The organism is Microcystis sp. M53602_WE12 (genome assembly GCF_030065455.1).
In the GTDB taxonomy this organism is placed as follows: domain Bacteria; phylum Cyanobacteriota; class Cyanobacteriia; order Cyanobacteriales; family Microcystaceae; genus Microcystis; species Microcystis aeruginosa.
Genome location: NZ_JASJFB010000391.1, coordinates 1 through 2,831 on the forward strand (window position 1 = coordinate 1; position 2,831 = coordinate 2,831).

General features: G+C 41.5%; 2 protein-coding genes. Both read left to right on the forward strand.

Annotation, left to right across the window (positions count from 1 at the left end; genetic code table 11):
* Positions 1–130: 130 nt before the first annotated feature.
* Positions 131–271, forward strand: coding sequence for a hypothetical protein (locus PX482_RS13320; protein ID WP_196219879.1), 141 nt, complete (start codon positions 131–133; stop codon positions 269–271).
* A 326-nt stretch (positions 272–597) separates the two neighbouring features.
* On the forward strand, positions 598–2,589 hold the full coding sequence (nblS, locus tag PX482_RS13325; protein WP_002762449.1) for a two-component system sensor histidine kinase NblS: 1,992 nt from the start codon (positions 598–600) through the stop codon (positions 2,587–2,589).
* Positions 2,590–2,831: the final 242 nt, after the last annotated feature.

Here is a 2,831-nt window from a genome sequence, read left to right on the forward strand (position 1 = left end):
CTTAGGGTTGGCTGAATAAATCTAAAAACCTTGTTGGGTAAGACTTTTAGACTTTTTGTCAATCAAAAAGTACCAGATCTGGGAGTGATCGGGGGAAAATCCCTGGACTTTTTCCCTGAAAATTAGGTACTTGGGCACCTCAAAACTGGTAAAACCCCACACCCCACACCCCACACCCCACACCTTGCCCCCAGGAAAAACTTTTTGCCGCAAACCCTATTTACAGACTTTATGCCATTTAATCCTTATTTTTGCCGTTTTTGAACCCTGAAAAATTAATTAGGGCTTGCTGAGTAATGATAAAAACCTTGTTGGGTAAGACTTTTAGACTTTTTTCCCCTCAAAAAGTACCAGGCATGGGAGTGATGAGGGGGAAAATTGAGGCAATTTTTCCTTGAAAATTAGGTAATTGGCCACCTCAAAACCGGTAAAACCCCACACCCCACACCCCACACCCCACACCCCACACCCTGTCCCCACGAAAAACTTTTTCAGCAGACCCTAATTATGCAAGAGGTTTAATGAGTTAAGATGATCGTGCTAACCCGCGATTTGAGCGATAGAGTAGTCAAGAATACAGATTAATCCTGCCTAACCGTGTCTAATTTTCTGCCTAGTCTCCGAGAAGCGATCGCCCGTTGGTGGTCCGAATTCACCCTCCAAACTAAATTAATGGCTGCGGCTACTTTAGCCGTTTCTTTGTTGATGAGTGGTTTAACCTTTTGGGCGGTTAACACGATCCAGCAGGATGTCCGTCTCAATGATACCCGTTTTGGCCGGGATTTAGGGCTGTTATTAGCCGCTAATGTCTCCCCTCTGATTGCTGAGGACAATTTAACCGATTTAGCCCGTTTTTCAGCCCGTTTTTATAGTAGTACCTCCAGTGTTCGTTATTTGATCTACGCTAACGAGGAGGGTCAAATATTTTTCGGCATTCCCTATTCTACCGCCGAAGTTAAAAATTCCCTGACGATCGAGCGTCGCATTCAATTACCGGAAAATTATGGCGAAAATGGGGAAACTCCCCTCGTCCGTCAGCATAAAACCCCCGACGGTGAAGTAACCGATGTCTTTGTTCCCTTGAATCATGAGGGCAAATATTTGGGAGTATTGGCGATCGGGATCAATCCTAACGCTATTGTGGTGGCTTCTTCTAATCTAACCCGTGATGTTACTATTGCCGTTTTTGTCTCGATTTGGGCGATGGTGATTCTCGGGGCAGTTTTTAATGCTTTAACTATCACCAAACCAATCAAGGAGTTATTAGTCGGGGTCAAAAATATTGCAGCGGGAAATTTTAAGCAGCGCGTTGATTTACCCCTGGGAGGAGAGTTAGGGGAATTAATTCTCAGTTTTAATGAAATGGCGGAAAAGTTAGAACGATACGAAGAACAAAATATCGAAGAAATGACCGCCGAAAAAGCCAAACTAGATACGTTAATGTCCACTATTGCTGATGGAGCAATTCTCTTAGATACTAACTTTCAATTATTATTAATTAATCCAGCAGCTCGGGAAATATTTGGCTGGGAAGATCAGGAAATTATCGGTAAAAATGTTCTACATCTTTTTCCTTCGGAGTTAACGGTTAAACTAACTAAACCTCTCTATCAAATTGCGGCAGGAGAAACCCTCCAACCAGAAGAATCCGCTAATCAAAATCAGAAAAATGCTGTTATTGATCAGGAAAATAATAACTATTCCCCGGCGGAATTTAGATTATCTTTAACTCACCCGAAACCCTGCACAATTCGCATTTTGTTAACTCAGGTATTCGATCAGTATCGGGAGAATGTCCGGGGAATTGCTATGACGCTACAGGATATCACCAGAGAAACAGAATTAAATGAGGCAAAAAGTCAATTTATCAGCAATGTTTCCCATGAGTTAAGAACCCCTTTATTCAACATCAAATCTTTTATTGAAACCCTGACAGAATTTGGAGAGGATCTCAGCGATACAGAAAAAAGAGAGTTTTTAGAAACCGCCAATCATGAAACCGATCGCTTAACTCGTTTAGTTAATGATGTTCTCGATCTTTCCCGGTTAGAATCCTCCCGTAACTATAACTTAGATGCGCTCGATATCGGACAATTAATCGAACAAACCCTGAGGACTTATCAACTCAATGCTAGGGATAAAGGACTAGAATTAAGCTCGGAAATTGAAGCCAATTTATTACCAATTTTAGGTCATTATGATCTACTCTTACAGGTATTAACTAATCTAGTCGGTAACTCCCTAAAATTTACTCCTGCTGGCGGTAAAGTGGTGATTCGTGCCTATAAAATCAGCAAAGATAATCCCCAAGAAACTCTCAAAATTCGCGTGGAAGTATCCGATACTGGTATTGGCATCGATGCCGAGGATCAAAGTGCCATATTTGATCGCTTCTATCGGGTAGAAAATCGCGTTCATACCCTAGAAGGGACGGGATTAGGATTATCGATCGTCAAAAATATTATTGAAAAGCACTATAGTCAAATTAATTTGATTAGTGAAGTGGGAATTGGCACAACTTTCTGGTTCGATCTAGATTTATATCAAGGCTCGATCGCCAGCAAAAAAATTAACGACGTGAGTTTATAAAAGCCAGAGCAATACTGCCCAAAATCAGGGTTAATAATAGCAATAATCCCTTATTCCTCAGACACCAATTTTTAAAAACCCTAGGGAGAGGGAGAGGGGGAATTTTGGTGGTGATTCGGTAGTAGTGATGGCGGCTTAATCCTTTGCTTTGCTGTGCATTGTAGTCATGGATAAAATACGGCTCTTCGTTACTTGTTATGGTTCGATAGGGGGGCATAAATCGACTAAATCCTTATCTGGCA